At 67.9% G+C, this 26395-nt stretch carries 27 protein-coding genes; 19 read left to right on the top strand and 8 right to left on the bottom strand.

Annotated features, from left to right (window positions below; all coding sequences use genetic code 11):
• The first annotated feature begins 53 nt into the window (after positions 1 to 53).
• The 4 genes from HHL27_RS19165 (at position 54) to HHL27_RS19180 (ending at position 4033) form a co-directional block, all read left to right on the top strand.
• Positions 54 to 2171 carry a methyl-accepting chemotaxis protein gene (locus tag HHL27_RS19165; RefSeq protein ID WP_169495006.1) on the top strand — a complete coding sequence of 706 codons (2118 nt, stop codon included), beginning with the start codon at positions 54 to 56 and terminating at the stop codon, positions 2169 to 2171.
• 61 nt (positions 2172 to 2232) lie between these two features.
• Positions 2233 to 2961, top strand: a complete 729-nt coding sequence (gene dapB, locus HHL27_RS19170; RefSeq protein ID WP_169495007.1) for a 4-hydroxy-tetrahydrodipicolinate reductase — start codon at positions 2233 to 2235, stop codon at positions 2959 to 2961.
• Positions 2958 to 3650, top strand: a complete 693-nt coding sequence (gene nth / locus HHL27_RS19175; RefSeq protein WP_169495008.1) for an endonuclease III — start codon at positions 2958 to 2960, stop codon at positions 3648 to 3650. The genes dapB and nth overlap by 4 nt, the downstream gene beginning before the upstream one ends.
• A complete protein-coding gene (locus HHL27_RS19180; RefSeq protein WP_240960052.1) occupies positions 3647 to 4033 on the top strand; it encodes a DUF6491 family protein in 387 nt (128 codons plus the stop codon). Before nth ends, HHL27_RS19180 begins: the two co-directional genes overlap by 4 nt.
• A 32-nt stretch (positions 4034 to 4065) precedes the next feature.
• On the opposite strand, the gene HHL27_RS19185 is transcribed toward HHL27_RS19180, so the two are convergent.
• The 5 genes from HHL27_RS19185 to HHL27_RS19205 form a co-directional block, all read right to left on the bottom strand.
• Entirely contained in the window at positions 4066 to 4308 is a 243-nt protein-coding gene (locus tag HHL27_RS19185; RefSeq protein WP_169495009.1) for a hypothetical protein, read from the bottom strand.
• 103 nt (positions 4309 to 4411) lie between these two features.
• Entirely contained in the window at positions 4412 to 6604 is a 2193-nt protein-coding gene (locus tag HHL27_RS19190; protein ID WP_169495010.1) for a transglycosylase domain-containing protein, read from the bottom strand.
• A 145-nt stretch (positions 6605 to 6749) separates the two neighbouring features.
• Positions 6750 to 7148 (bottom strand): peptide-methionine (R)-S-oxide reductase MsrB, encoded by a 399-nt coding sequence (msrB, locus tag HHL27_RS19195; protein ID WP_169495011.1) that lies wholly within the window; start codon positions 7146 to 7148, stop codon positions 6750 to 6752.
• Between the two features lie 50 nt (positions 7149 to 7198).
• The gene (locus tag HHL27_RS19200) at positions 7199 to 7876 is read right to left on the bottom strand and encodes a hypothetical protein (RefSeq protein WP_169495012.1); all 678 of its coding nucleotides are present in this window, start codon (positions 7874 to 7876) and stop codon (positions 7199 to 7201) included.
• A 156-nt stretch (positions 7877 to 8032) separates the two neighbouring features.
• Positions 8033 to 8374 (bottom strand): DUF8200 family protein, encoded by a 342-nt coding sequence (locus HHL27_RS19205; RefSeq protein ID WP_206069722.1) that lies wholly within the window; start codon positions 8372 to 8374, stop codon positions 8033 to 8035.
• A gap of 165 nt (positions 8375 to 8539) precedes the next feature.
• Between HHL27_RS19205 and HHL27_RS19210 the strand changes: the two genes are divergently transcribed.
• Positions 8540 to 9034 carry a winged helix-turn-helix transcriptional regulator gene (locus tag HHL27_RS19210; protein ID WP_206069723.1) on the top strand — a complete coding sequence of 165 codons (495 nt, stop codon included), beginning with the start codon at positions 8540 to 8542 and terminating at the stop codon, positions 9032 to 9034.
• A gap of 168 nt (positions 9035 to 9202) precedes the next feature.
• Here HHL27_RS19210 and HHL27_RS19215 read toward each other — a convergent pair whose 3' ends face one another.
• Complete coding sequence (locus tag HHL27_RS19215) at positions 9203 to 9526, bottom strand: UrcA family protein (RefSeq protein WP_169495013.1); 324 nt, start codon at positions 9524 to 9526, stop codon at positions 9203 to 9205.
• 301 nt (positions 9527 to 9827) lie between these two features.
• Between HHL27_RS19215 and HHL27_RS19220 the strand changes: the two genes are divergently transcribed.
• From HHL27_RS19220 to HHL27_RS19235, 4 genes are all read left to right on the top strand, one after another.
• Complete coding sequence (locus HHL27_RS19220) at positions 9828 to 10094, top strand: hypothetical protein (RefSeq protein WP_169495014.1); 267 nt, start codon at positions 9828 to 9830, stop codon at positions 10092 to 10094.
• 36 nt (positions 10095 to 10130) lie between these two features.
• Complete coding sequence (locus HHL27_RS19225) at positions 10131 to 11000, top strand: diacylglycerol kinase family protein (RefSeq protein ID WP_169495015.1); 870 nt, start codon at positions 10131 to 10133, stop codon at positions 10998 to 11000.
• A gap of 38 nt (positions 11001 to 11038) precedes the next feature.
• Positions 11039 to 11887: a metallophosphoesterase family protein gene (locus HHL27_RS19230; protein ID WP_169495016.1), complete on the top strand. Its 849-nt coding sequence runs from the start codon at positions 11039 to 11041 to the stop codon at positions 11885 to 11887.
• A 222-nt stretch (positions 11888 to 12109) separates the two neighbouring features.
• Positions 12110 to 14950, top strand: a complete 2841-nt coding sequence (locus HHL27_RS19235) for a TonB-dependent receptor domain-containing protein (RefSeq protein WP_169495017.1) — start codon at positions 12110 to 12112, stop codon at positions 14948 to 14950.
• Positions 14951 to 15052: 102 nt separating this feature from the next.
• Here HHL27_RS19235 and HHL27_RS19240 read toward each other — a convergent pair whose 3' ends face one another.
• Complete coding sequence (locus HHL27_RS19240; RefSeq protein WP_169495018.1) at positions 15053 to 15988, bottom strand: glutathione S-transferase family protein; 936 nt, start codon at positions 15986 to 15988, stop codon at positions 15053 to 15055.
• Between the two features lie 144 nt (positions 15989 to 16132).
• Here HHL27_RS19240 and HHL27_RS19245 point away from each other — a divergent pair, with 144 nt between their 5' ends.
• The 3 genes from HHL27_RS19245 (at position 16133) to HHL27_RS19255 (ending at position 17752) form a co-directional block, all read left to right on the top strand.
• On the top strand, positions 16133 to 17035 hold the full coding sequence (locus HHL27_RS19245; RefSeq protein WP_169495019.1) for a thioesterase family protein: 903 nt from the start codon (positions 16133 to 16135) through the stop codon (positions 17033 to 17035).
• Positions 17036 to 17289: 254 nt separating this feature from the next.
• Positions 17290 to 17544, top strand: a complete 255-nt coding sequence (gene infA, locus HHL27_RS19250; protein ID WP_169495020.1) for a translation initiation factor IF-1 — start codon at positions 17290 to 17292, stop codon at positions 17542 to 17544.
• 55 nt (positions 17545 to 17599) lie between these two features.
• A complete protein-coding gene (locus HHL27_RS19255; protein ID WP_169495021.1) occupies positions 17600 to 17752 on the top strand; it encodes a hypothetical protein in 153 nt (50 codons plus the stop codon).
• Between the two features lie 431 nt (positions 17753 to 18183).
• Here the strand turns inward: HHL27_RS19255 and HHL27_RS19260 are convergent, their stop codons facing one another.
• Complete coding sequence (locus tag HHL27_RS19260) at positions 18184 to 19089, bottom strand: c-type cytochrome (protein WP_169495022.1); 906 nt, start codon at positions 19087 to 19089, stop codon at positions 18184 to 18186.
• 183 nt (positions 19090 to 19272) lie between these two features.
• Between HHL27_RS19260 and HHL27_RS19265 the strand changes: the two genes are divergently transcribed.
• The 7 genes from HHL27_RS19265 to HHL27_RS19295 are packed head-to-tail and all read left to right on the top strand — an operon-like array spanning position 19273 to position 26393.
• Positions 19273 to 20163 (top strand): prephenate dehydratase, encoded by an 891-nt coding sequence (locus tag HHL27_RS19265; RefSeq protein WP_169495023.1) that lies wholly within the window; start codon positions 19273 to 19275, stop codon positions 20161 to 20163.
• A gap of 52 nt (positions 20164 to 20215) precedes the next feature.
• On the top strand, positions 20216 to 20875 hold the full coding sequence (locus HHL27_RS19270; protein ID WP_338114958.1) for a hypothetical protein: 660 nt from the start codon (positions 20216 to 20218) through the stop codon (positions 20873 to 20875).
• Positions 20872 to 22134, top strand: a complete 1263-nt coding sequence (locus tag HHL27_RS19275) for a DUF4350 domain-containing protein (RefSeq protein WP_169495024.1) — start codon at positions 20872 to 20874, stop codon at positions 22132 to 22134. Before HHL27_RS19270 ends, HHL27_RS19275 begins: the two co-directional genes overlap by 4 nt.
• Positions 22131 to 23087, top strand: a complete 957-nt coding sequence (locus tag HHL27_RS19280) for an AAA family ATPase (RefSeq protein ID WP_169495025.1) — start codon at positions 22131 to 22133, stop codon at positions 23085 to 23087. Before HHL27_RS19275 ends, HHL27_RS19280 begins: the two co-directional genes overlap by 4 nt.
• Positions 23088 to 23095: 8 nt before the next feature.
• Entirely contained in the window at positions 23096 to 24424 is a 1329-nt protein-coding gene (locus HHL27_RS19285) for a DUF58 domain-containing protein (RefSeq protein ID WP_420874082.1), read from the top strand.
• A complete protein-coding gene (locus tag HHL27_RS19290; RefSeq protein ID WP_169495026.1) occupies positions 24421 to 25470 on the top strand; it encodes a stage II sporulation protein M in 1050 nt (349 codons plus the stop codon). The genes HHL27_RS19285 and HHL27_RS19290 overlap by 4 nt, the downstream gene beginning before the upstream one ends.
• Positions 25467 to 26393: an RDD family protein gene (locus HHL27_RS19295; RefSeq protein WP_169495027.1), complete on the top strand. Its 927-nt coding sequence runs from the start codon at positions 25467 to 25469 to the stop codon at positions 26391 to 26393. Before HHL27_RS19290 ends, HHL27_RS19295 begins: the two co-directional genes overlap by 4 nt.
• The last annotated feature ends 2 nt before the right edge of the window (positions 26394 to 26395 follow it).

Consider the following 26395-nt stretch of genomic DNA (forward strand, 5'->3'; position numbering starts at 1 on the left):
GGCCCACGTTCCCAGCCAGCGGGCAAGGTGGCGGCATCCTGGGGAATGTTTTGATGAACGATTCGAATAGCCTGAAGACGCTGGCCGCCCGGCTCAGCACGCGCGCTGCGCTCGCGATCGCTGCCATGATCGTGGCCTGTTCGCTGCTGACCGCATTCCTGTGCGAACGTTCCGCGCAGGTTCAGGCGACAGAGGCAGGGCAGATCGCGGCGGCGCAGGCCGTCGCCGACGTGCGCAGCCAGTTCGAGCATCCGATGGGTGTCGTTGCAGCCATGCGCGATGCTCTCGTCGCGGCCCGCCGGCAAGGCGCCAGCGACCGGGCCTTCCATAACGGCCTGCTGTCGGCGACGCTTCGGGGCAATCCCGAACTTCTTGCCACCTGGACCGCATGGGAGCCCAACGCCTTCGACGGCCGTGACGCCGCGTTCGGGGGCGCGCAGGGGCATGACACCACCGGCCGTTTCGTTCCTTATTGGCATCGTGAGGGCACGGACATCGCCCTTGAACCGCTCACCGATTACGACAAGTCGGGCGCCGGCGACTATTATCTGCTGGCGCACAACAGCGGCCGGCCGGTCCTGCTTGAACCCTACGAATACAAGGTCGGCGGCCGCACCGTGCTGATGACTTCGATCGCGCTGCCAGTCATCGAAGGTGGACGTGGCCTTGGCGTCGTGGGGATCGATCTGGCGCTCGATGATCTGCAGAAGTGGATGGGCGCGGTGAAGGTGCCGTATGGCGGGCGCATCACCGTGCTCTCCGCCGGCCGGCTTCAGGCCTACACCGCCAATGCGGGCCAGATCGGCAAGCCCGCACCTGCCGCGGTTCCCGACATGAGCGAGGTCGACGACCCGGTGCTGGGCAAGGTCTTGCGCGTCGAGCGGCCGGTCCGCTTCGCGGGCTTCGATCAGGTCTGGTCGGTCCGCGTCGATCTGCCGGTGAGCGGCATCATGGCGACGGCGCGCACGATCGAAATCGTGCTGCTGGTTTCGGCGCTGGTGATGATTGCGGGTCTGGCCTGGCTCGTCCGCCGCGCGGCGGTCACCGTCGTCGGTAAACCGCTCGATGCCTTGGCCGAGGAAATGGCGACGCTTGCGCAGGGGCATCTCGAGCCACTGCCGCGCGCGCCGGCGAACGCGCTGGAAATCGTGCGCATGCACGATGCGGTGGACGTCTTCCGCGCCAACGCCCGCGCCAAGATGCACGTCGAACAGGCGCAGGCCGCCGCGATCGGTGCGCTTGCCGGCGCGCTTGAACGTCTTGCCGCCGGAGACCTTCAGGCCCGGCTCGAAGGACAATTCGACGGCGCCTTCGCCAATCTCCAGGCCGATTTCAACGCCGCCATGGTAAAGCTTGAGGGTGCATTTTCCGCCGTGGCGCAGGGCGCGGCGACGGTCACCAACGGTTCGGGCGAGATCCGCTCGGCGTCCGAGGATCTGTCGCAGCGCACCGAGCGGCAGGCGTCGGGGCTCGAGGAAATGGCCGTCGCCATCGGCGAAATCGCCGCACGCGTCGAACAGACCACGCAGTCCGCCCGCCAGACCAGCGACGTGGTTTCCGCCTTCCGTGCCGAAATCGATGCCGGCGGGGCCGTCATTCGCCGCGCGATCGACGCGATGGGCGGGATCGAGCGCGGGTCTGATGAGATTGCGCAGATCATCACGGTGATCGACGGGATTGCGTTCCAGACTAACCTGCTGGCGCTCAATGCCGGCGTCGAGGCGGCCCGCGCGGGCGATGCGGGCAAGGGCTTTGCCGTCGTGGCCAGCGAAGTGCGTGCGCTGGCGCAGCGCTCGTCCGACGCCGCCCGCGATATCAAGCAGCGCATCACCGCAAGCGCCGACCAGGTTCGCACCGGGGTGTCGCTGGTGGGCGAGATGGACCAGGCGCTCGAACGCCTGGTCAGCCGTATCGGGGAGATTTCCGAACTTGCCGACGCGATCGCCAGTGCCGCGGTGGAGCAGCTCAACAGCGTCAACGAAGTCAACCAGACGGTGCGCCAGATGGACAGCTTCACCCAGCAGAACGCGGCCATGGTCGAAGAAAGCACGGCGGCATCGCGGCACCTGGCCGAACAGGCGGGCTATCTCGCGCGGCTGATCGGCGGCTTCCGCACCGGCCAGCGCGAAGGCGGAAGGGATTCCGCAGTGGCGCGCGCGCTCGCCGCCTGACGGTTGCGCCATCCCCGATTCCCGCCCATGAAGCGCCCGATCAGGGCTCGGGAACTGGGACATGGCAAGAATCGGGATTATCGGCAGCGCAGGGCGCATGGGGCAGGCGCTGCAGGCGGCTGTCACGGCAGCGGGGCATGACCTTGCGGGCGGTATCGACAAGGGCGGCGATGTCCAGGCCCTCGCCGCGGCAAGCGAAGTGCTGGTCGATTTCTCCGCACCCGCCGCGCTCGAACACAATCTCGATGCCGCGATCCACGCCGGCATTCCGGTGGTGATCGGCACCACCGGGCTGGAAGAACGCCATCACTGGCTGGTCGATGCCGCCGCCGTATCGATCCCCGTGCTCCAGACGGGCAATACCTCGCTCGGCGTCACGCTGCTCGCTCACCTCGTGCGCGAAGCGGCGCAGCGGCTGGGCGAGGACTGGGACATCGAGATCGTCGAGACGCACCACCGCATGAAGGTAGACGCGCCATCCGGCACTGCGCTGCTTCTGGGCGAGGCGGCGGCGCGCGGTCGCGGCGTCGATCTGCACGAAGAAGCGGTGCGCGGCCGCGACGGCATCACCGGTGCGCGCAAGGCGGGCACGATCGGCTTCGCCAGCCTGCGCGGCGGCAGCGTCGCGGGCGATCATTCGGTCCACTTCCTGGCCGATAACGAACGCCTGACGTTTTCGCACCTTGCCGAAAATCGCGGCATCTTCGCGCGCGGGGCGATCCGCGCGGCCGAATGGATCATCGGCCGCAAGCCCGGCCGCTACGCCATGGGCGAGGTGCTCGACCTTTGAAGAAGGACGATATCTTCGAATTCTTCCGCCGCCTGGCAGAGGCCAATCCCTCGCCGGACACCGAGCTCGAATTCGGCAACGTCTACCAGTTGCTCGTCGCAGTCACGCTTTCGGCCCAGTCGACCGACGTCGGCGTCAACAAGGCCACGCGAAAGCTGTTCGCCAAAGTGAAGACCCCGGCGCAGATGCTGGCCCTCGGCGAAGAGGGGCTCAAGGCGCACATCAAGACGATCGGCCTGTTCAATTCCAAGGCGAAGAACGTCATCGCCATGGCCGAAATCCTCGTGCGCGATCATGGCGGCGAGGTCCCGGCGGACCGCGATGCGCTCACCCTGCTGCCGGGCGTCGGGCGCAAGACCGCGAACGTGGTGCTCAATTGTGCGTTCGGTGCGGAAACCTTTGCGGTCGACACGCATATCTTCCGCGTGGGCAATCGCACCGGGCTTGCCCGGGGCAAGACCCCGCTGGCGGTCGAGAAGCAGCTCGAAAGGAAGGTGCCCCAGCCGTTCCGGGTCGGGGCGCATCATTGGCTGATCCTGCACGGTCGCTATGTTTGCAAGGCGCGGACGCCCGAATGCTGGCGCTGCCCGGTCGTCGACCTGTGCAGCTACAAGGCGAAAGTGCTGGAAAAGGGTGCCAAGCCCGAAGCGGCGAAAAAGCCGCGGGGCAAGAAGGAGAGCAAGCCATGAAAGCAGGACCTATCGCCGCGCTGATTCTCGGCCTCGCTGCCTGTGCCCCGATGGGGCAAGGTGCAGGTACGGCCCAGCGCAAGGATGTGCCGGTGGCGCGCAGCGCCGGTCCCGCTCAGAGCTGCATACCCATCGCCCAGATTTCGGAAAGCCGCGTGCGCGATGACCGGACGATCGACTTCCGCACATCGGGCAACCGCTGGTATCGCAATACCTTGCCCTATCCGTGCAGCGGACTCGGCTTCGAACGCGCCTTCTCCTACGAAACATCGCTGTCGCAGCTGTGTTCGACCGACATCATCCGCGTGATCCAGACCAATCCGCCGATGACGCGCGGTGCCTGCGGTCTTGGAGAGTTCCAGCCGGTCGAACTGGTGAAATAGTCCGACCGGCCAGGATCGGGCGGATTGCCCGATCAGTAGGTCGAGGGCGGATCGCTCGCCGGGAAGCTTTCGTCGGCGGCTTCGTCAACCTTGTCCCAGCGCTTGGGGTCCGAACGCATGCCTTCGGTCCCGGCGCTGCGCACCTTGGCGAAATTGTCGCCGGTGTGCTCGCCATGCGCAAAGGCCGCGTGCTGGGGCTCACTCTCCTGCCCCTTGAACTTGTTCCAGATGAAGTAGCCCACCGCACCCGCGGCGGCCAGTCGAAGCAGTCCCATGTTCGTCTCCTGTCGCGATACGGGTCATGCCCGTTGCCCGACTAACGAACCGGCGCGCGTTTGGTTCGCGCCCTTTGCAATCAGTGCCTAGCGATCGGGCTTCCTATTGCGGCGGATTGCCGATCGGGGGCAGGGGGCGTGCCGTCGCGCCGGGGCGCGGCGGGCGCTGCGCCGGGGCGGACATCTGCCGCTGCCGCGCCGAATCCTGTCGCCCGGTCGCCCGGTCTAGGAAGTCGTCGTTGGCGGCCGCCGGCGGCGGGGCGTCGTTCTCGTCCTGCGGCACCGGCTGCTGGTCGGCATCGCCTGAGCCATCGCCCTGGCGGCGTCCGTCCTGGTTGACCACGTTGCCGTTCGGATCGACGTAGAAATAGTCGTCCGGATTGGCCTGCATCGCCTCGTCATCGGGTTCGAGCTGCCATTGCGGCAGCTTCAGCTGCGTCTCGAACGGCTCGGGCGGGCGCTTGGCGGTGGCAACCTTCATGTACGCGGCAAAGGCGCGGGCGGGCGCGGTGCCGCCCTGCAGGCCGGGCACCGGGCGCGCGTCGTCGCGGCCCATCCACACGCCGGTGGTGATCCCGCTCGAAAAGCCCAGGAACCAGCCGTCCTTGTTCGAACTGGTGGTACCGGTCTTGCCCGCGACCGGTCGCCCGATCTGCGCGGCACGCCCCGTCCCGGTGCTGACCGCGGTCTGCAACAGGTCGGTGATCGCCGCCGCCACATAGTTCGGCACCAGCTGCTGCTGCGTTTCGGGGCGATGGCTGTACAGCACTTCGCCGTCGGTCGTGGTCACCTTGCGGATACCATAGGGCACCACTGTCGTGCCCTTGGCCTGCACTTCGGCAAAGGCGCGCACCATGTCGATCACGCGTACGTCGCTGGTGCCCAGCACCATAGAAGGCTGGGTGTTGATCGGCGTTGTGATGCCAAAGCGCCGCGCCATGTTGGCCACCGCGCCAAAGCCCACTTCGTTGCCGAGCTGCGCGGCAACGGTGTTCTTGGAATAGGCGAAGGCCGTACGCACGTCGATCGGCCCGGCATAGGTGCCGCCCGAATTGCGCGGGCTCCAGCCCTGGATCGTCACCGGCTCGTCTACCACGCGGTCATCGGGCGTGTACCCGGCCTCGAGCGCGGCGAGGTAGACGAACAGCTTCCACGCCGAACCCGGCTGGCGCACGGCATTGGTCGCGCGGTTGTAGTTGCTGGTCACGTAATCGGTGCCGCCGACCATCGCCAGCACCGCGCCATCGCGGTCGACGCTGACCAGCGCGCCCTGCACGCCGCTTGGCACATTGCCCTGCAACGACGATGTCGCCGCGCGCTGGGCCACCGGGTCGAGCGTGGTCCAAACCTCGATCGGCTGGTCGACTTCGGGCACGACGAGGTCGAGCTGCGGCAGCACCCAGTCGGTGAAGTAGCGGGCCGAATTCTGCCCCTGCTCGGCGGCCAGGTGGACGTTGTCGAAGTTGGCGGAAGCTGCCGCGGCCGGAGTCAGGTTGCCGGCATCCTTCATCGTCTCGACGACGACCTTGGCGCGATCGACGGCGGCCTGCGCATCGGCCGTCGGCGAATAATGCGAAGGCGCCTTGACCAGCCCCGCGATGATCGCGGCTTCTTCCAGCGTCAGCTGGTCGCCGGGGTGGCCGAAGAACTTGCGAGCGGCCGAATCGACGCCATAGGCGCCACCGCCGAAGTAGACCTTGTTGAGGTACAGCTCGAGGATCTGGTTCTTGCTGAACTTGCTTTCCAGCGCCATCGCCAGCACCGCCTCGCGGATCTTGCGGTCGAAGGTGCGGCTGTTGTTCAGGAACACGTTGCGCGCCAGCTGCTGGGTGATCGTCGATCCGCCCTGCCGCCAATGCCCGCTCTGCACGCGCACCATCACCGATCGCACGATGCCGATCGGATCGACGCCCCAGTGTTCGCGGAAGCGCCGGTCCTCGACCGATATCATCGCATCCTTCATCACCTCGGGGATGCGGGAATAGGGCACCCACTTGCCGTAGCTCGGCCCCAGGGTGACGATTTCCGAACCGTCGTTGGCGCGCACCACGATCATCTGCCCGGCCTGGCTGGACTTGAGCCGGTCGTAGCTCGGCAGCGACCGCGCGGTGATCAGCACCGCCACCGCCACGCCGATCACGCCCAGCAGCGCCACCCCGCCGCCCCAGACGATCAGGCGACGGACCATGCGGCCAAGGAACGAACCCTCGCGGCCCTGCGGCGCGCGACGGCGATCCGGCGTGCGTTCCGGTCCGCCGTCGTTGTTCGGGCGGCGCGGCGTATCCCTTCTCGCCATCGGTGTTCGGTTCTTCCCTCGTTGTCCGGTTGCGCGACCCCGCGCGGCGCACTGTCACCGGCGCGCTGCGCAGGGCCTCTGCATAGGCAATTTGTAACGCAGGGTTAATCGGAACTTTGCGTTTATATGCGATGGCGCATCCGGCTCAGTCGCGAGGGGTGAAGTCCAGCGCGGCGCTGTTCATGCAATAGCGCAGGCCGGTGGGTGCCGGGCCATCGGGGAACACGTGGCCCAGGTGCCCGTCGCAGCGCGCGCAGCGCACTTCGGTGCGAATCATTCCGTGCGAGGTGTCGACGTGTTCGTCCACCACCTGCGCATCGACCGGCGCGGTAAAGCTGGGCCAGCCGCAGCCGCTGTCGAACTTGGACTCGCTTTCGAACAGCGGCGCGCCGCAGCCGGCGCAGAAGTACTCGCCCTCGGCCTTGTTCTTGTCGTACTTGCCGGTGAAGGCGCGCTCGGTCCCCGCTTCGCGCAGCACGTGGTACTGTTCGGGGGTCAGGCGCTGGCGCCATTCGGCTTCGGTCAGGTTCAGCTTGTCGGCCATGCAAAATCTCCTGGGATCTGGCGCGCAATATGGTGGCGCCGGGCCGATGCTCAATAGTGCGACTTGGGATCCGGCTTGGCGAGGTCGTAGCAGTGCGCGATGTCGTAGGCTTCGACCCCGTCGCCCTCGAACGCTTCCTGCAGCATGGCATCGTGCGCCATCGCGATCGCCGCATCCGCTTCGTCGCCGCTCTTGCCGGAAGCGACCAGCGCCTCGTGCTCGCGCGCCGACAGCACCGAAGCCAGCGTCTTGAGGTCCTGCGCCGCCGGGGTGAGCCCGGCGCGGGCGTGCAGTTCTTCGTACGCGATGGCAAGGATCGCGGTGCACTGGAGCAGGTCCGGCGTCTTGAGCGGCGGCACCTCGGCTTCCAGCCGCGCAAGGCACGGCGTCAGGCTGGCACGCAGCGCCGCGTCGGGATCGGCGGCCTTCTGCAGGGCAATGACGTCCGTGGTCAGCAGGTCGCGCACCTGTTCGGGCGTCAGGCCCGCTTCGCGCGCCACGCGCAGGCCCACTTGTGCGAAGTAGCGCTTGCCCCGCACGGCCAGCGGCGGTGCATCGCGCACGGCATCGTCGCCCTGCGCCTGGGCCTGGGCTGCCAGCGCCAGCGTCGCCGCGCATTGCAGGTCCTGCCGATGAGTCGCGGTCAGGCGCGACAGGTCGGGCTTCGGCGCGGGCGGCGTGGCGGCGATCAGCGAGGCCGCGGCGGCGATAAGGGCAATCGAGCGCATCGCGCTGCTATAGGTGCGCGACCTCGACCGGTCATGAACAAAAAGGAGGCCGCGACGGGCCAGGAACCCTTCGCGGCCTTTGAGGACCAGCGCATGGCAAAGGTAGGGTGGCAGGGCCCGCGCTGGAGAGAGATGGTCGAAGTGAAGCGGCGGAGCTTACTTCCCGCCGTTGCACTTGGTCAGGTCGTCGGCCGCCAGCTCGCCTTCGGGCGTGGCGAAGCGGGCAACAGGGCCGACCTTCTTGACGAGACGGGCGCAGACCACTTCGGCGCGCGAGGTGTCGCGCGGCGCGCTGCACTCGGTGCCGGCGCAGGCCCACGGCGTCTCGCCGTTGATGAAGCGCTTGGGCGCGGTCAGCGGGCTCGCCAGCGTGACCGAATAGTATGAAGCTGCGGCGTGCGACGGGGTGGCGGTCACGCCGAAGCTGAAGGCGGTCCCGGCAAGTGCGAGCACGGCCGGAAGGAGCTGGCGCAGCGCGCCATTGGCAAGAACAGTCATGGTCATTCCCCTTTTTAGCGGCGGATCTCGCGCGCCGTGGCCCTGGGGGGAGAACGGCTGGTGGGAGAGGATGCGATTTCCGTTGCGAATCACTACCTATCACTGTAGGTTTTAAGTTGCAACTAGAAACTTAACCTCGTGTGACAGATGGAGTAAGCGATGGGCATGGACAAGCTTAGGGAACCCCTCGCCGATCTCGCCCTGTGTGGCCTGCCTGTCGCGCTGGAGGCGATGGGCGAACGCTGGTCGTTCATGATCCTGCGCGCCGCGTTCAACGGGGTCCGCCATTTCGAGGATTTCCTCGATGTGCTTGGCATCGCCCGCAACATCCTTTCGAATCGTCTGTCAAGGCTGGTGGAAGCCGGTGTTCTCAAAAGGGAACATTGCGCCGATGACCGCCGCCGCATCGAATATCGCCTGACCGACAAGGGCATCGACCTGCTTCCCGCCATGCTCGCGCTGCGGCAGTGGGGCGAAAAGTGGGGCGGCGCGCCGTCCGATCCGGTGCTGTGCGACCAGCGCGACGGCCGTCCGATCAAGCCGATCTCGATCCGGGCGCACGATGATCGCGAAGTCTGCGGGCACGACCTTGCCTGGCGCATGCGGTCGGATGTCGATGCCGAGGCCGAACGGCCGCGTCCGCGCGCCGTCACCACCTGATCCGAAAGCGCTGGCCGGAACGCGCAAAGAAACGGGGCAGGCCTCCGTCTTGGCGGAAACCTGCCCCTCTCGTCCGCTTCGCCCCGGAATGCCCGTCGCGCCGTGGGACTGGCTGGATACGACGCTAATGGCATTGCCGATGCGAAGGCGGCGGGAACTGGCGTTGCCTCAGCGGGCCATCGCCGGCTGCTGGCGGACCATGGCGTAGCTGGCGCGGGCCGACTTCAGCGCTTCGTTGTAGCAGCGCGTCTCGACACGCTTTTCGGCCAGCGGGTGCGGACCTGCCTCTACATTGCAGACCGCTCCCGCGGCGCGGCGCAGCCGGGCGTCGAGCTGGGCCTGGCCCTGCGCGCTGGCAAGGTCGAGGTCCGAGAAGCTGACGACCTTGGTGCGGGTCACCGTGTCGGCGCCCTGGGCAAAGGCGGTGGTGGCGCTGGCCGCGATGGCAAGAGCGGCAACGGTGGCGAGCGGGCGGAAGATCGAACGGGTCATGGCAGTGCTCCTGGATCGATGGGTTCGGGACAATTCGTGGGTACGGGTCGGGTACGGTATGCTTGGGTTCACGGTTGCGGCGGCGGTTGCAGGGTTCGGGGGGTTGCCTCACCGCCGCCGCATGCCCTTTTCCTAGGGGCCCCCGCCGCGCCCCGCACGGCAAGGTCGATGGGCCCGCGAATCATGCCGACCAACGGCGCGCGCGTCCGACGAACCGCATCTCCCGGTCTGCGAACGGCAGGGAAGGCCCGCCTACGAAGGTGCTGACAGCGTGCGGGCAGGGGCCTAGGCTCTCCCTGGCATGGCGATTCTCGTGATCTTCCTGTTCGGCGTCGGCAATTTCGCGCTGCATCGCGCCGTGTTCGAAAGCGGCCATCCGCTGATCGAACAGATGCCGTGGTTCTATCATGCGATGAACCGGCGCCTTGCGCTCGGTGTCGAATTCCTGATGCTGGTCGCCGCGCTGCTGCTGGCGGCGCAGGGCGCGGCCTGGGCGGCGCTGGCTTATGCCGGGTACAGCGCGCTGGGGGCGCTTGCCGGCTGGCTCATCCTCACCCGCCGGGTCTGACGGGAACCGCCGCGCCTGCGCGTGGTTTGGGGCGCGATGAACCAAGCAGCTCCCGCATCTTCCGCTTCGCTCTGGCTGGTGGTCAATGCCGCCAGCGGCAGCAACAATGAAGACTCCTGCGCCGATCTGGTCGCGCGGCTGACCGACGCGGGCCATGCTCCGGCGCGCGTCGTGCGCTTTCCGGACGATGATCTGCCCGATGCTGCCGCGCTCGATGCAGCCGGAGTGGCGACGCTCGCCATCTTCACTGGTGACGGCACGATCAATTCGCAGGTCCGCAAGCTGGGGGAATGGGGCGGCCAGGTTCTGGTCCTGCCGGGCGGTACGCAGAACCTGCTCGCCAAGACGCTGCATGGCTCCGATTGCTCGGTCGAAGCCATCGTCGGCGCGCTCGCGTCGGGCAGCCTCGCGTCGCGCCAGCTCCAGGCGGTCGAAACCTCGCAAGGGCCTGCGCTGATCGAAGTGCTGGCCGGGCCCGGCGCGACCTGGGCCGATGTGCGCGAAGGGGTGCGCGATCTCGATCTGCAGACCATCGCCAGCGCCCTGGGCGAAGCGGTGCGCAACACCGCCAGCGGCGCGCCGGTGCGCGTGGTCGATCCCGTAGTCGGCAAGCCCGAAGGCTATCGTGCCTTGCGCGTCGATGCGGTGAAGGGCGATCTCACGCTCGATGGCTATGACGCCGAAGGGATCGGCGAAGTCGCCGCGCAAGGCGTCGCGATGCTGGTCAAGCGCGATTTCCGCGCCGGTCCGCACGACAAGCTCGGCACCTGCCCGCGCGTCACGGTCGAAAGCGACGAACCGATTGCGCTGATGATCGATGGCGAACGCTTCGATGGCGCCACCCGCGAAACCTTCACCAGCGTGACGCTGCCCGTGCAGTTTCTCGGGTCGGCTGCGGCAGGCTGAGGTTGACCGCGCGGGCGCGCCGGGGGAGTGAGGCGCGCATGACCCGCGTGTTCCATATCAGCGACATCCACTTCGGCCTCGAAGATACCCGCGCGCTCGACTGGGTGGTCGACTGCGTGCGCGAAGAACGGCCCGATGCCATCGCCATCACCGGCGATCTCACCATGCGGGCGCGCCATCGCGAATTCCGCGCCGCGTGCCAATGGATCAGCGCGCTTGACGTGCCGGTCACGGTTGAGGTCGGCAACCACGATCTGCCCTACTTCAATCTCGTCGAACGCTTCGTCGATCCCTATCGCCGCTTCCGCTCGATCGAGGCGGTGGTCGAACGTGAAGTGCCTTTGCCCGGCGCGGCGATCGTCCCGCTCAAGACCACGGCGCGCGCGCAATGGCGGCTCAACTGGTCGAAAGGCGTGGTCGGCGCAGGCGCACTGGCCGATACGCTTGCCCGGATCGATGCGCTGCCTGCCGGCACCCGCGCCGTCGTCGCCTGCCACCATCCGCTGGTCGAAGCCGGCACGCGCGGCAAGGCGCTCACCCGCGGGGGGGCTCGTGCCCTTTCGGAACTCGCCCGCCGCAACGTGCTCGCGGTGCTATCAGGCCATGTCCACGATGCGTTCGATCTGATCCATCCCACGCCCAATGGGCCGGTGCGGATGATCGGCGCAGGCACCCTGTCGAAGCGCGTTCGCTCGACCCCGCCCAGCTTCAACGAACTCACCTTCGAAAATGGCGACGTGCGCGTGCGGGTGCGCAATCTCGAAATGATCCCCACGCGCGCGATGCAGATCGACGACGTGCCCGAAAACGCGCTTCCCCCGCGCGAACCGGGCGAACCGGTCGCGCCGATCGGCGCGGTCCCGCCGGTGGATCCGCCGGTGCACTGAAGGGCCCCACCGCCAGAAGGGTGTTGCGTTTCGGGCAGACGCACGAATCCGCCAGCCACCTGTTACATTGTGATACATTTTTGCAATAGTGCGACGAAATTCCTTCGCGCTTGCAGCGCCTCTGCTTGTCGCACTGCAAAACCGCGGCGTAGCCTCTGTCCATTCCGGGGGCGGATGGGACTGACCGCTCCCGGTCTTGCTACAAGCATGGGGGCTTACCTGATGAAGAAATTTGGCAGCATGTGGCTGGCGGGCGTTGCGCTCGTGGCCATCGGCACGGGCGCGGCGACGCCGGCTTTCGCCCAGAGCGCACCGGCCGAAGGCGCCAGCGCCGATGAAGGCACCGCGATCATCGTGACCGGCTCGCGCATTCGCCGCGATCCGCTCGACCAGCCCGCTCCGGTCGTCACGCTCGATGCCGAAACGATCGCCAAGACCGGCCTTTCGTCGGTCGCCGACGTCCTCCAGCGCCTGCCCAGCGCGGCGGGCGGCCTCAACGGCAAGTTCAACAATTCGGGCAACCTCGGCAATCCGCCCGACGGCGGCGGCGTCGGCGCCGGTTCGGCCACGATCGACCTGCGCTACCTCGGCGCCAAGCGCACGCTCGTGCTGGTCGATGGCGTGCGCTACGTGAACGGCGCCTCGGCCAGCGGCATCCCCGCCTCGGTCGACATCAACTCGATCCCTGATGGCATGATCGAACGCATCGAAGTGCTGCAGTCGGCCGCTTCGCCGCTCTACGGCTCGGATGCGATCGCGGGCGTGGTCAACATCATCACCAAGTCGTCGCAGCAGGGCTTCAAGGCTTCGGCCCAATACGGCGAATACCTGGGCAAGGGCGATGGCCAGACCCAGAACTACCAGGCCAGCTGGGGCACCGGCAAGGACGGCGTCTCGCTCGTCGTCGGCGCGAACTATGTTCGTTCGGGCTCGGTCAGCGCGCGCGATCGCTCGATCTCGCAGTTCCCCAACCCCGGCCAGACCGCATGCTCCGATCCGATCGGCGGCTGCTCGAGCGCAACCCCGCTCGGCCGCTTCATCGTGTTCGGCCAGAACATGACCCTGCGCGGGCCGGTCGTCGGCCGCAATCCGGTCTACGATCCCACCCTCACCACGGGTGATTTCAAGGCGTTCACCTCGGCCGATCGCTTCAACTTCGCGCCGTACAACTACTTCCAGACGCCGAACGAACGCTACGGCGGGTTCCTGAACGCCAAGGCGGAATTCAGCGACGCGATCGAGCTCAAGCTCACCGCCGTCTACAACCACCGCCATTCGCAGAACAAGGCCGCGTTCCTGCCGCTGTTCGTCGGGCCCGATGCCGGCAACGGCAACCTGCTCGACACCATCACGATCGATGCCACCAACCCCTACAACCCGTTCGGGGTGACGCTGGATTCGAGCAACTACAGCTTCATCGCCCGCCGCCTGGTCGAAGCCGGCCAGCGCACCTACACGCAGGACGTCGATACGTTCTACGTGCGCGGCGGTTTCGACGGCAAGTTCGATGTCTTCGGCAAGAAGTGGTACTGGGACGTCACCGCGGTCTATGGCAGCAACGAAGCGCGCCAGCTGTTCACCGGCAACGTCAACGCCGCCAAGCTCGCCCGCGCGCTCGGCCCGGTTTCGGCCTGCACTGGCGATTGCGTACCCTTCAACATCTTCGGCGGCGTCGGCTCGGTCACCCAGGCGATGCTCGACTACGTCGGTTTCGATGAACGCGCGGCAAGCGGCCAGAACCTCTACGATTTCCAGGCCAACCTCTCGGGCGACCTGTTCGATCTGCCCGGTGGCCCGGTCGGCATCGCCATCGGCGCCGAACACCGCGTCCAGCAGGGCTACTTCACGCCCGATCCGGTCATCCAGGCCGGTCTCGGCGCGGACATCCCGGCGCAGGCCGCGCGCGGCAGCTTCAGGGTGGACGAAGTCTACGGCGAAATCCGCCTGCCGCTGCTCAAGGACAAGCCCTTCTTCCACTCGCTCGAACTGAACGGCGCGGCGCGCTATTCGGACTATTCGACCTTCGGCGGCAACACCACGCTGACCGGCGGCGTGCAGTGGAAGCCGGTGCCCGACTTCATGCTGCGCGGCTCGTACGGCGAAAGCCTGCGCGCGCCTTCGATCGGCGAACTCTACGGCGCGCAGTCGCGCTTCGATGCGGCGCTGTCCGATCCGTGCACCAACGTGCCCGGCTCGCTCTACCAGAGCTCGGCCACCGTGCGCACCAACTGCATCGCCAATGGCGTTCCCGCCAACGGCAGCTACCAGGAACCCCAGGGCGGTCAGCTTCCGGTGCTCACCGGCGGCAACAAGGCGCTCAAGCCTGAAACCGCGCGCACGATCCTGGTCGGCGGCGTCTACAGCCCCGATTGGGCCGGCGGCAAGTTCAGCCTCGAGGTCAACTACTACGACATCAAGGTGAAGAACACGATCCAGTCGATCGATGCCGGCGTCCTGCTCGAACGCTGCGCACTGACCGGCGATCCGCTGTCGTGCTCGGCGATCAAGCGCACGCAGTCGGGCTTCATCTCGTCGATCAACGGTGTGCTGCTCAACGTCGGCACGCTGCGCACCACCGGGCTCGATGCCACGCTGAACCTGCGCTCGGGTGAAACCGGCGCCGGCGCCTTCGGGCTCAGCGTGAACGCCAACTTCCTGTTCAAGTACCAGGAAAGCGTGCCCGCCACCAACGGCACCACCACCACCTCGTACCTCGGCTACGAACGCGGCAGCCCCGACCAGGCCTACCCGCGCTTCAAGTCGACCTCGGTGGTCGACTGGACGATGGGCCCGGTGACCGCCACGCTCACCGGCCGTTACATCAGCGCGGTGAAGGAACTGTCCGACACCACCAAGAAGCTCGACAGCCGATTCTACACCGATGTGCAGATCCGCTTCCGTCCGAGCTTTGCCGACAGCCGCTTTGCGCTGACGCTGGGCGTGAACAACGTCTTCGACGTCAACCCGCCGGCTTGCTACAGCTGCAGCCTGAACAACTACGACCCGACCACCTACGACGTGCCAGGCCAGTTCGGTTACCTGCGCCTGACCTACGCGATGTAAGCTGGCCGCCGCCTCCGGGCGGGCACGGCAAAACGAAAGGGCGGGTCCTGCATCGCGCAGGGCCCGCCCTTTTCGCTGGGGGTACCGGCACGTGGCCGGCGATCAGGCCGCCGGCATCAGCGCAAAGCCCAGCCGCGGCACGTGAACCTGGATCGCGCCCAGATCGGCATCCTCGCGGCGCAGCACCAGCCGGTGGGCCGATGCGCCGACAAGCGTGCCGGTGATCGGATCTCGGCCATAGTCGGTGGCGGCGATCGCCACTTTCTGCCCCACCAGCGCGGCATCGCCCGGCGCGGCGGCGGCTTCTCCGGCCGGCACCGGCGCAGCCAGCGGTTCGGCCTTGCGCGCCGCGTCCAGCGCCTCGGCCCGGCTTGCCTCGCGCCGCTGGCCGTGGCCGATGGCGACGACGCGGGCATACCAGTCGGAAAGGCCGGGCAGGTCCTCGAACAGCGCCTTCGATGGCGGATAGAACGATCCCGCAAACCACAGGTTGTAGAACGCATTGGCGTCGGCAAGGCCGGGCTTTTCCCCTTCCAGGAACGCCCGCCCGTCCGCCAGTTGCTGCGCGACGTTGGCGGCATGGCTGCGCAATTGCGTCGCCATGTGCGGGAAGGCGGCTTTCATGCCGGCGATGTCGAACGGCGCGCCCGACAGCTTTTCGCGATCCTTGATGAACTCCTCGCCGATCGTCTCGCCGACATGGGCGAAGATCACCGCCACCGCCGCCTGGAAGAACGACCGGTCGGTCCATTCCGATAGCGCGGAGGCAATCCCGCCGCTGCCGCTCGGGAACAGCGAAGGCGCCGGGTGGCGCGCTTCCAGTTCGCGCACGATCAGCACGCTGTCGCAATAGACGTCGGCACCCACCTGCAGCACCGGGATCTTGCGGTAACCGCCGGTCAGCGGCACCAGCTCGGGCTTGGGCATGACAACCGGCTGGTCGACCGCCGCCCAGGCCAGGCCCTTGATGCCAAGGCACACGCGCACCTTTTCCGAAAAGGGCGAACTGTCGTACTGGTGCAAAAGCAGATCGGTCATGGCGGCATGCTCTCCGTTATATGGCACGCAATGCTATCGCGCGCGGCCTCGCCTTGGCAATCGTATTTAACCGTGCAATTAATTTGATCCGTCCCGTCCGCCCGTCCACCCGTCCGCCCGTCGCCCTTCCTGGAGCACCCTCGCTTGACCACGCCTTCCCCCGCTGCCGTTGCCGCCCCCCTGTCCGCTGCCGATCAATCCGCTCCCCACGCGCCGCTGCCGCTGTTCGAACAGGACGGAAACCGCTTCGTGCCGACGCGAGCGGGCCGGGGCTACTGGCAGGAAGGCACGCTCAACGGCTCGGCTGTCGCGGCCTTGACCGGCTGGGTGATCGAACGCGATTTTGGTGAAGATGGTCTGATCCCTGTGCGCTTCTGCGTGGACATGCTGCGCATGGCCCCGTCCGAACCGCTCGAGGTAACGACCGAGGCGATCCACGATGGCCACCGGCTCAAGCTGATCGAGGCACGCATCGTCTGCGGCGGCAAGCTGGTGACCCGCGCCACCTGCCAGTTCATCCGCGCCACGCAGCAGCCCGAAAATCCGATCTGGTCGACGCCCGCATGGGACGTGCCGCATCCCGATACGCTGCCAACGCTCCATCGCTTCACCCGCTGGGATGCGCGCCCCATTCCGGCCGATCATGCCCGCATCGCGCGTCACGCCCCGCCGGGCGGCGATGCCGCGCACGGCAACGTGCCCGTGCTGGGCGATATTTCCGCGCCCGAACGACGGCAGGTCTGGCTCAAGCCGCTGGGCGAAATCGTCGCGGGGCATGCGCTCTCGCCGTTCATGCGGGTTGTGGTCACCGGCGATTTCGCCAGCCCGCTGACGCATTCGAGCCGCTTCGGCATCGATTTCGTCAACACCGACTTCACCGCCTACCTCCACCGCCTGCCGCAGGGGGAATGGCTCGGCTACGAATTGACCGGCCACCTCAGCGAAGCGGGGGTCGCGGTTGGCGAATGCCGCCTGCACGATCTGGCAGGGCCAGTGGGCACGATCAACGTCGCCGCGGCGGCCCAGGTGCGCCGAAAGAAGGCTTGAATCGGGCACCGCAGCGGGCGACTGGGGCCAGGCCCCTTGCAATTGTGCGGGTTTGCGCCCATATCGCCCCCAGCATACGTCGCCTGCGACGGAAAATACTGGCGGTTCCCCGGGCAGACGTCCCGCTTTCCCGCTCCCTTTTTCCATCCGAGCCTTGCGCATCCCGCTCCGTTTTCGGAGCGAAGATTTCGCGTTTCGCTCGGCTCAGCCTTTCGGGCGACGTTCCTGTCACTTCGCAAGAGGGGAGCCGCTCGATGGCCAAGGAAGAACTTTTGACGCTCGACGGCGAGATCGACGAGATCCTGCCCGATGGACGTTTCGGAGTCCGGCTGGAAAATGACCACCGGATCATCGCCTACACCGCGGGCAAGATGCGCAAGTTCCGCATCCGCTCGATCGTCGGTGACCGCGTTCGCGTCGAGATGACCCCCTACGATCTCACCAAGGGTCGAATCGTTTACCGTGAAAAAATCGGTGGCGGCGGACCCGGGGCGGCACGTCGGCGTTAAGGCGCAAGCGAGTCGCCATATTGAAACAGGTGCGGCCTACGCACCGGGAATGAAAATGCATCTGAACGATATCAAGAACACCAATTCTCTTTCGAATTTTCCTGCCGCCATGCTCCGCCGTTTCCGGCCGGAACTGGCAATCTCTGGCCCGGCGCCCTTGCTCTCGCGAGACGAACTGCGCCGCCTCGTCCGCGATATGGTGGACTGAGCGAGAGCCGCTTCAACAAGCGTTCCGGACAAGCCTTACAAGGCTCTGACAGGAGCCGGCGCCAAGTCGCCGATCGGGGGCGTCCGCAAGGGCGCCCTTTTTGCTGTCCAGGTCATCCGAAAGCGCCAGTTGCATATGCATGGTGCGCCCACAACAAGGCGGGATGGGTGTCCTACAGGCCGATGCGAGCCTATCTTCGCCCGCATGACCCGCCCCTCTGCCCCTCAAAGTCCCGAAATTCCGCCGTGTTGCCCCGTCGCGACAGCCGTCGGGCTGTGCTGGCCAGGGCAAAGTGGACATTTGCCTTTAGAAGTCTGTCAACTTCGTCAACTTGGCCGATTTAGCGGGCGATTTTCCGGGCCCGTTCGGACAACGAAAAAGGGCGCCCCGACGGGACGCCCTCTTGCGTTGCCAAGCCTTGCGGCCGGGGCTTACTTCTTGGTCTTCAGGTACGCGATCACGTCGGCGCGCTGCTTGGCGTCGGCAATTCCCGCGAAGGTCATCTTGGTGCCCGGCGCGTACTTGGCAGGCGCGGTCAGCCATGCGTCGAGCGAGGCATCATCCCAAACGCCGCCCTTGCCCTTCAGCGCGTCCGAGAAGGCAAAGCCGCCGCGGCCTTCGGCCACCTTGTCACCGGCGATGCCGGCAAGGTTCGGGCCGATGCCGTTGGGCTGGCCGGCTTCGATGGTGTGGCACGCCTTGCACTTGGCGAAGACCTTTTCGCCCGCAGCGGCGTCGCCCACCACGGGGCCCGCGGCAGCAGCGCCAGCGGCCGGGGCGGCACCGGCGGCCGGAACCGCTTCGGGCGCCGGCAGCGGCAGGTTCGAACCCTTCGAGTTCAGGTACAGGATCACGTCGGCGCGTTCCTGCGGGTTGGCGATGCCGGCGAACGACATCTTGGTGCCGTCGGCGAACTTCTTGGGGTTGGTCAGCCACTCGTCGAGCGAGGCGAAGTCCCACTTGCCGCCCTTGGCCTTCAGCGAATCCGAGAACGCGAAGCCGCCCTTGCCCTGGGCAATGCCTTCGCCCACGGTCGCCCACAGGTTCGGGCCGATGCCGTTGGCCGCGCCCTGGTCGATGGTGTGACAAGCCTTGCACTTGGCGAAGATCGCCTCGCCCTTGGCCACGTCGCCGGTGGCAAGGCGGTTGGCGATGGGCAGAACCGCGGCAGCGCCAGCGCCGCCTTCGGCTTCGACACCCTCGATCGCGTAGCCCATCTTCTCGGGACGCTCGGGCTTGTCGGCAAGGAAATAGTGTGCCGACAGGCTCGAAAGACCAAGAGCCACGATGCCGCCGAACAGCGTCCAACCGGCGATGGTGTTGAAACGGTCGTCCATTCCGTACCCCATGCAGCGCATACCGGCACCCTGCCGGCCCCCGCGCGTCTATTCGGGGCCGCTCTAGTCAGCACCCCGCGCCTGTGCAAGAGCGATTGCACCCTTGGCGCGCACTCTACCTACAAGGACAGGCGCAATCGCGCTTGCCGGGGCCTTGTCCGGCGCTTAAGCGCCCCAATCGCCATGCAGAGCTATCCCGCCCCCGCGCTCGCCCTCGTCGAATCGATGAGCCTCGCCGCCGCCGCCGATCCGCAGCGCGCCGTGGCGTTTCAGGGTGCGCCGGGCGCCAACTCGCACCGTGCCGCGCTCGAAGTGCTGCCCGATGGCCTGCCGCTGCCCTGCTTCTCGTTCGAGGACGCGCTCGATGCGGTAAAGGAAGGCCGCGCCGCCCACGCGATCATTCCGATCGAAAATTCGCAGAACGGCCGCGTCGCCGACATCCATTTCCTGCTGCCCGAATCCGGCCTGTCCATCGTCGGCGAACACTTCCTCGATATCGAGGCATTCCTGATGGGCTTGGGCCAGGGCCCGTTCACCGCCGCCTACAGCCATCCGCAGGCGCTCGGCCAATCGCGCTTCTATCTCCGCGAACGCGGGATCGTGCCGATGAGCTATGCCGATACCGCCGGCGCTGCCGCCTTCGTCGCCGAACTGGGCGATCCGTCGGTGGCCGCGCTCGCGCCGAAGATCGCGGCGGAGCTCTATGGCCTCAACATCGTGGCCGAAAATGTCGAGGATGCGCCCGACAACACGACGCGCTTCGTCCTGCTTTCGAAGCAGCCGCTGGACCCGGCCACCATCGTTGGCGAGGCGATCACCACCTTCGTGTTCGAAGTGCGCAACATCCCCGCCGCGCTCTACAAGGCGCTGGGCGGGTTTGCGACCAACGGCGTGAACATGACCAAGCTGGAAAGCTACCAGCGCGGGGCTAGCTTTGCCGCGACGGAATTCTATGCCGACATCGTCGGCGCGCCGGGCGATCCGGCGGTGGACCGCGCGCTCGAGGAACTGGCCTTCTTCGCCAAGGACTTGCGCGTGCTCGGCACCTACCCGCTCGAACGCCAGCGCGGCTGACGCCGCCAGCGGCGGCTTGCAGCCGGCGCTGCGCCGTGCCAGCAAGGGCGGCGTGACGGGGGAAACCGCAGCAGCAGCGATCGACGCCGGCGAAAGCGGGGAACGTGCCTGGCGCGCGGCCCGCGGGCTGGCCGATATCCAGTACGCCCCGCTGCCGCCCAAGGCGCCGAGCCCGCCGCCCGAATGGCTGGCCGCGCTCATGCGCTGGCTTGCCAGGCTGTTCGAACCGCTCGGCCGCTGGCTGGGGAAGGGCTGGGGCACGATCGAGATCCTGCTGCTGATCGCCGCCGCGATCGGCGCGCTGTGGATCCTGGCGAGCTTCCTGCTGCCGATCCTGCGCAACCGCGCCAGGCGGCCGGCGGAGGCGGAGGACTGGACCCCGGATGCGGGCGAGGCCGCGATCCTGCTGGCCGATGCCGACCGGCTGGCGGGCGAAGGCCGCTTCGACGAAGCCGCGCACCTGCTGCTGCGCCGATCCGTGCAGCAGATCGCGGCGGCGCGCCCGGCGCTGCTTTCGCCATCGGACACCGCGCGGGACATCGCGGCGATGCCCGCCCTGCCGACCGGCGCGCGCACCGCTTTCGGCACGATGGCCAGCGCGGTCGAACGCGCGCTCTATGCCCTGCGGCCGCTGGCCCGCGAGGACTGGGACCAGGCCCGCGCCGCCTATGCCGCCTTCGCCCGCGTCGGGCTGGAGGGGACGGCGGCATGAACGGGCAGCCTTTCGCCCGGGGCACGCTGGTGGCCATGCTGTTCGGCGGGCTGGTTGCCTTCGTCGCGCTGCTGTGGAGCCTTGGCCATGCCGCGCCCGATGCCAACAACGGCGGCGGGCATGCCGGAGGGCGGGGGCTCAACGGCTTTGCCGCGCTGGCTGCGATGCTGGAGGCCGACGGCTTCGAAGTGAACCGCAGCCGCGCCCACGATCCCGCCGACCGACCGGGCCTGCTGATCCTGACCCCTTCAGCCGATGCCAAGGGCAGCGATATCAATGACATCGTCGTGCGCCACCGCCATGTCGGCCCGACGCTGGTGATCACGCCCAAGTGGTTCGCCATGCCGATCGAAGGCGATGACCGCGCGAAGCGGGGCTGGACCAGGATCGTCGGCACTGCGCCGCCCGAATGGCCGGGCTTTGCCGACGACGTAGCGGTCAAGCTGGCCCCGGCGCGCGGTTGGAATGCGGCAGGCAGCCGCATGGGCCGCCTGCCCGATCCGCGCAATGTGCTGTCGGGCAGCGGCAAGGCGCTGGTTTCGCTGGTGCGGGCGAGCGACGGACGCATCCTTGCGGCATTCGTCAATGATTCGGGCAGCTACCCCGCGCTCGAACAGTTTGCCGGAACGGCGGGGCCGATCGGCGGCAACGACCCCGACCTCTACCCGCTGGTGTTCGTGTTCGAGCCTGACCTGCTGGACAACTGGGGCATGGCCGACCGGGCAACCGGGCTGCTGGCGCGCGATCTGATCATTGCCACGGCGGACGGGCGCGGCGGGCCGGTGACCTTTGACCTGTCGCTCGCCGGGCTGGGTGCGAGCAAGAACCTGCTGACGCTGGCGTTCGAGCCGCCGTTCCTGGCCGCGACGATCTGCCTGATCCTGGCCGCCGCCGCCGCGATCTGGCGCGCGCTTGCCGGCTTCGGTCCGCGACTGGTGCCGGGGCGGGCGATGGCCCACGGCAAGAGCGCGCTGGTGGCCAACGCCGCCGCGCTGGTCCGCCGTTCGGGCCGGTTGCACCTGATCGCGCCGCCTTATGGCGCTGCCGCGCGCGAACGGCTGGTGCTGGCACTGGGCCTGCCGCGCGGCCGGGCCGCCAGTGACGCCGACACCGCAATCGACCGCAGCGCGCAAGCCCGCCGCCCCGGCTTGCCGTCGTTCGCGGCCCTCGCGGCCCGTCTTTCCGCCGCGCGACGCCCCGACGACATCGTTCGCGCCGCGCGCGACATCCAACTATTCGAAAAGGACCTTCTGCGATGACTCTCGACCAGGTACGTGCGCTTGCCGACGCCATCCGCAGCGAGGTGGGCAAGGCCGTGGTCGGCCAGCAGCAGACGGTCGATCACCTGCTGATCGCACTGTTCGCGGGCGGGCACGTCCTGCTCGAAGGCCCTCCCGGCACGGCCAAGACGCTGCTGGCGCAGAGCTTCGCCACGGCGCTGGGGCTCGATTTCGGGCGCATCCAGTTCACGCCCGACCTGATGCCGGGCGATATCCTGGGGTCCAACCTGTTCAACTTCCAGACCAGCACCTTCACCCTGACCCGTGGCCCGATCTTCCACGAACTGCTGCTGGCCGACGAGATCAACCGCACCCCGCCCAAGACCCAGGCCGCGCTGCTGGAAGCGATGCAGGAACGCCGCGTGACGCTGGACGGGCAGGCGCACGCGCTGTCCGACCGTTTCATGGTGGTGGCGACGCAGAACCCGATCGAGAGCCAGGGCGTCTACCCGCTGCCCGAAGCGCAGCTCGACCGCTTCCTGTTCAAGGTGCTGGTCGCCTATCCCGACATCGACGAGGAGCGCCGCATCGTGGCGCAGCACGGCGATGCCCGCGCCGGGGCGAAAGCGATGGAACTGGGCGTGGGCGCAGTGGCCGATCGTGATGTGCTGGCCGGGGCGGTTGCTGCGGTGGCAGGGGTGAAGCTGGCCGAGGGCGTGGTCGACTACATTGTCCGGCTGGTGCGCGCATCGCGCGAAAGCGTCGATCTGGTGGCCGGCGCATCGCCCCGCGCGGCGGTGCTGCTGGGCGGCGCGGCGCGGGCGCGGGCGGCGCTGGAAGGGCGCGATTACGTGGTGCCCGACGACGTCAAGGCGCTGGCCCCGGCGGTGCTGCGCCATCGCATGATCCTGAGCCCCGCGGCGGAAATCGAAGGCCGGCAGGCGGAGACAATCGTGGCCGACCTGATCGCGCGGACCGAAAGTCCGAGGTGAGGCCTGGCGTGAAACTCAAGGGGCCGCCCTTTCAGCCCACGGCGCGGGCGGTGCTGCTGCTGGTGGCGATGGCGCCGCTGGCGCTGGTCATCGCCGCGCGCGTGCCGGCGGCCTGGGTGCTGGCACCGGCGCTGGCCGGCGCGCTGTTGGTGCTGGTGGCGCTCGATGCGCTGTTTGCCGGCAGGCTGGCCGATGTGCGGGTGATCGCTCCCGCCGATGCCGAAGTGGGACAGGCGGTACGGCTGACCGTGCTCGCCGACTTCGAGCGGACCACCGCCCGGCGGATCGAGGCGGCGCTGGCGCTCGACCCGCGCCTGATCGATGGTGGGCGGTTGGCGCTGACGCTGAAGCAGGGGCCTGACGCCTGGGAAGGCGAAGCGGAAGTCTCGCCGGTGCGGCGCGGGCCGGGCGCGATTCCGGCGATATGGCTGCGCTGGAACGGGCCGCTGGGGCTGGGCCAGCGAATCGCGCAGCGGCCGCTCGATCTGACGGTGCGGGTGCGCCCGGATCTTTCGCCGCTGCGATCAGGCGAATTGCAGCTGTTTCTCCGCGATGCCGACCTTGGCCAGGTGGCGCGGCGGATTCGCGGGGCGGGGGCCGAGTTCGAGGCGCTGGCCGACTACGAGCCCGGCATGGACCGGCGGCGGATCGACTGGAAATCCTCCGCCCGGCATGCGCGGCTCGTGGCGCGCGAATACGAGACCGAGCGCAACACCCAGATCGTGTTCGCGCTCGATTGCGGGCAGACGATGTGCGAGCCGGTGGCGGGCCTTGCGCGGATCGACCGGGCGATCACCGCCGCTCTGACCACGGCGTGGGTCGCGCTGAAGGGGCAGGACCGCATCGCGCTGTTCGGCTTTGCCGCAAGACCGCTGGTGGCGACGCCCTTCGTCGCCGCGCCGCGCGATTTCCACCGGTTGCAGGATGCAGCGGCAAGCCTCGACTACCATGCAGAGGAGCCGAACTTCACGTTGGCGCTGGCAACGCTTGCCGCGCGGTTGAAGCGGCGGTCGCTGGTGGTGGTGTTTTCCGACTTCACCGACCCGACCAGCGCCGAGCTGATGATCGAGAACGTGGGTCGGCTGGTCGAACGCCATGTGGTGCTGTTCGTGGTGATGGAAGATGCCGAACTTTCCGGGATCGTCACGGCCATGCCCGAGGACCTCGACGACGTGGCGCAGGCGGTGACGGCGGATGCACTGTTGCGCCAGCGTCAGCAGGTGCTGCAGCGGTTGCGCCGGCTGGGGGTGCGCGTGGTGGAAGCGCCGCACGAAACGATCGGGCTGCGGCTGCTCGACGCCTATCTTTCAGTCAAGCGGCGGGGGCTGGTCGGATGAGCGCGCTGGGCGACAGGCTGGCGGGGTGGCTGGGGCGCGGCGCGGCGGAAGATGCCGCGCGCGTGGAGGAAGCGGCGCTGCGCTCGGACCGGTTCCGGCTGGAGCGCGAAGGCGATTGGAAGCGGCTGGAGCAGATCGTCGGCCAGATCGAGCGCGGGCGATTGAAGCGGCTGTCGGACGAGGACCTGCTGGCACTGCCGGGGCTGTACCGGATGACCGCGAGCGCGCTGTCGATCGCGCGCGAAACCTCGCTCGACCAGGCGCTGGTCGACTGGCTGGAGACGCTGACCCAGCGCGCCTGGTTCGCCGTCTATGGCCCGCGCGCCGGGCTGGGACGCTGGCTGCGCGGCTTCCTTGGCGGCGGCTGGGGCCGGGCGGTGCGCAGCATCGGCTCCGATATCCTGATCGCGCTGCTGGCGATGGTCGTGGGCACGGTGGTCGGCTGGCTGCTGGTATCGAGCAATCCCGACTGGTTCTATGCCCTGATGCCCAGCGGCGACGAGCGCCAGCCCGGCGCGAGCCGCGAAGTGCTGGAGCGCACGCTGTTCGGCAATGCCGGGCAGGATGGCCTTTCGGTGTTCGCGGCGATGCTGTTCAGCAACAATGCGCAAGTCTCGATCCTGGCCTTTGCGCTCGGCTTTGCCTGCGGGGTGCCGACACTGCTGCTGCTGGTGCACAACACGGCGATGCTGGGCGCGCTGCTGTGGCTCTATCACGGGCAGGGGCTGACGTTCGAGCTGATCGGCTGGCTTTCGGTGCACGGCACGACCGAACTGTTCGCGATCCTGCTGGCGGGGGCGGCGGGGCTCCACGTCGGTCGGGCAATCGCGTTTCCGGGCAACCGCGCCGTGCTCGATGCGGCGGCAGAAGCGGGGCGGCGGGCGGCGCTGGTGATGACCGGCGTGGTGCTGATGCTGATCGTTGCCGCCATTCTGGAAGCGTTCGCGCGCCAGCTGCTCGATGCCACGATGCCACGGCTGGTGGTGGGTGCGTTCATGCTGGTGTTCTGGATCGGGTATCTGTTCATCTGGCGGCGCGGTAAATGAGCGCGCGCAGGGCCACGGGGCGGATCGTGCCCGATGCCGAGCGGCGCAAGCGCTGGCTGACGACGCCCGAAGGCGTGGCGCTGCCGTTCGTGCTGGCATCGCGCGGGACAAGGGCGGCGGCGCTGGCGATCGACCTGTTCCTGGTCGGCGCGGCGATGGTGGCAACCACGCTGGCGCTGTTGTGGATGGCGCAGGGGCTGGGGCTCAACGCCAGCACCAAGGGGCCGGCGGGCCATGCGTTGCAAGCGCTGGCGATCGTGTGGTTCGTGGTCATGTTCCTCGCCCGCAATGCCTGGTTCCTTGCCTTCGAGCTGGGGCCGCGCGGGGCGACGCCGGGCAAGCGCCTGCTCGGCATTCGCGTTGCCGCGCGCGATGGCGGGCGGCTGACCACAGAGGCGGTGATCGCGCGCAACTTGGTGCGCGACATCGAGCTGTTCATGCCGCTGGTGTTCATCGGAGGCGCGGCATCGAGCGGGGGCGACACCGACCTGGCGAGCTGGGCGGGCCTTGGCTGGTTCGCGCTGTTCATGGCGATGCCGTTCCTCAACCGCGACGCCTTGCGCTGTGGCGACATGATCGCGGGCACCTGGGTGGTGGAGGCGCAGAAGCGCAAGCTGGGGCAGGCGCTATCGCTTGGCGGCGCGGCGGCAGGACCGAGCGCGGCAACGGGCGCGGTCTATCGCTTCGGGCCGGAGGAGCTCTCCGTCTACGGCGAATACGAGCTGCAGGCGCTGGAACGCGTGCTGCGCGAGGGCCGGGCGGATACGATGGCCGAAGTGGCGGCGACGATCTGCGGGAAGATCGGCTGGAGCGCCGGGGCGGGCGACGAGCGCGCGTTCCTGGAGGCTTATTATACCCAGCTGCGCGCGCATCTGGAGCGCGGCATGCGCTTCGGGCGGCGCAAGGCAGACAAGTTCGCCTGACC

The sequence above is a fragment of the Novosphingobium olei genome, assembly GCF_012927405.1.
GTDB lineage: Bacteria > Pseudomonadota > Alphaproteobacteria > Sphingomonadales > Sphingomonadaceae > Novosphingobium > Novosphingobium olei.

What these genes read in the sequence shown, in the direction of transcription:
- HHL27_RS19185 (WP_169495009.1), bottom strand. Translation starts at nt 4,308, where the DNA reads ATGGGACTGCTTCGACTGGCCGCCGCGGGTGCGGTGGGCTACTTCATC.
- HHL27_RS19265 (WP_169495023.1), top strand. Translation starts at nt 19,273, where the DNA reads ATGCAGAGCTATCCCGCCCCCGCGCTCGCCCTCGTCGAATCGATGAGC.
- msrB (WP_169495011.1), bottom strand. Translation starts at nt 7,148, where the DNA reads ATGGCCGACAAGCTGAACCTGACCGAAGCCGAATGGCGCCAGCGCCTG.
- HHL27_RS19180 (WP_240960052.1), top strand. Translation starts at nt 3,647, where the DNA reads ATGAAAGCAGGACCTATCGCCGCGCTGATTCTCGGCCTCGCTGCCTGT.
- HHL27_RS19205 (WP_206069722.1), bottom strand. Translation starts at nt 8,374, where the DNA reads ATGACTGTTCTTGCCAATGGCGCGCTGCGCCAGCTCCTTCCGGCCGTG.
- HHL27_RS19295 (WP_169495027.1), top strand. Translation starts at nt 25,467, where the DNA reads ATGAGCGCGCGCAGGGCCACGGGGCGGATCGTGCCCGATGCCGAGCGG.
- HHL27_RS19235 (WP_169495017.1), top strand. Translation starts at nt 12,110, where the DNA reads ATGAAGAAATTTGGCAGCATGTGGCTGGCGGGCGTTGCGCTCGTGGCC.
- HHL27_RS19255 (WP_169495021.1), top strand. Translation starts at nt 17,600, where the DNA reads ATGCATCTGAACGATATCAAGAACACCAATTCTCTTTCGAATTTTCCT.
- infA (WP_169495020.1), top strand. Translation starts at nt 17,290, where the DNA reads ATGGCCAAGGAAGAACTTTTGACGCTCGACGGCGAGATCGACGAGATC.
- HHL27_RS19220 (WP_169495014.1), top strand. Translation starts at nt 9,828, where the DNA reads ATGGCGATTCTCGTGATCTTCCTGTTCGGCGTCGGCAATTTCGCGCTG.
- HHL27_RS19210 (WP_206069723.1), top strand. Translation starts at nt 8,540, where the DNA reads ATGGACAAGCTTAGGGAACCCCTCGCCGATCTCGCCCTGTGTGGCCTG.
- HHL27_RS19260 (WP_169495022.1), bottom strand. Translation starts at nt 19,089, where the DNA reads ATGGACGACCGTTTCAACACCATCGCCGGTTGGACGCTGTTCGGCGGC.
- HHL27_RS19240 (WP_169495018.1), bottom strand. Translation starts at nt 15,988, where the DNA reads ATGACCGATCTGCTTTTGCACCAGTACGACAGTTCGCCCTTTTCGGAA.
- HHL27_RS19275 (WP_169495024.1), top strand. Translation starts at nt 20,872, where the DNA reads ATGAACGGGCAGCCTTTCGCCCGGGGCACGCTGGTGGCCATGCTGTTC.
- HHL27_RS19165 (WP_169495006.1), top strand. Translation starts at nt 54, where the DNA reads ATGAACGATTCGAATAGCCTGAAGACGCTGGCCGCCCGGCTCAGCACG.
- HHL27_RS19290 (WP_169495026.1), top strand. Translation starts at nt 24,421, where the DNA reads ATGAGCGCGCTGGGCGACAGGCTGGCGGGGTGGCTGGGGCGCGGCGCG.
- HHL27_RS19200 (WP_169495012.1), bottom strand. Translation starts at nt 7,876, where the DNA reads ATGCGCTCGATTGCCCTTATCGCCGCCGCGGCCTCGCTGATCGCCGCC.
- HHL27_RS19230 (WP_169495016.1), top strand. Translation starts at nt 11,039, where the DNA reads ATGACCCGCGTGTTCCATATCAGCGACATCCACTTCGGCCTCGAAGAT.
- HHL27_RS19225 (WP_169495015.1), top strand. Translation starts at nt 10,131, where the DNA reads ATGAACCAAGCAGCTCCCGCATCTTCCGCTTCGCTCTGGCTGGTGGTC.
- HHL27_RS19280 (WP_169495025.1), top strand. Translation starts at nt 22,131, where the DNA reads ATGACTCTCGACCAGGTACGTGCGCTTGCCGACGCCATCCGCAGCGAG.
- HHL27_RS19215 (WP_169495013.1), bottom strand. Translation starts at nt 9,526, where the DNA reads ATGACCCGTTCGATCTTCCGCCCGCTCGCCACCGTTGCCGCTCTTGCC.
- dapB (WP_169495007.1), top strand. Translation starts at nt 2,233, where the DNA reads ATGGCAAGAATCGGGATTATCGGCAGCGCAGGGCGCATGGGGCAGGCG.
- HHL27_RS19190 (WP_169495010.1), bottom strand. Translation starts at nt 6,604, where the DNA reads ATGGCGAGAAGGGATACGCCGCGCCGCCCGAACAACGACGGCGGACCG.